Genomic DNA, 248 nt, shown 5'->3' with positions numbered 1-248 from the left:
GACATGTGATGAAGCCCTATCTGATCTCGCTCGCCGTCGGGCTGCTCGTCGGCGTCATCTACAGCCTTCTCGGCGTGCGCTCGCCGGCGCCGCCGACCATCGCGCTCATCGGCCTGCTCGGCATGCTGCTGGGCGAACAGGCCCTTCCGCTCGCCAGGCGCATGGCGGGGGGCCACGACGTCGTCGCCTTCCTGCGCACCGACTGCGCCGAAAAGGTGCTCGGCCATCCCATCGACACGTCCCGCACC

General features: G+C 69.4%; 1 protein-coding gene. It reads left to right on the top strand.

Going from position 1 to position 248, the window contains the following annotated elements; all coding sequences use genetic code 11:
* Positions 1 to 248: DUF1427 family protein (locus ACZ3HG_RS24480; protein WP_465335083.1), on the top strand; the 248-nt coding region annotated here is incomplete at both ends.

Source organism: Erwinia sp. PME.40.26/001 (assembly GCF_055556675.1).
This window is presented reverse-complemented; position numbering and strand designations above follow the sequence as displayed.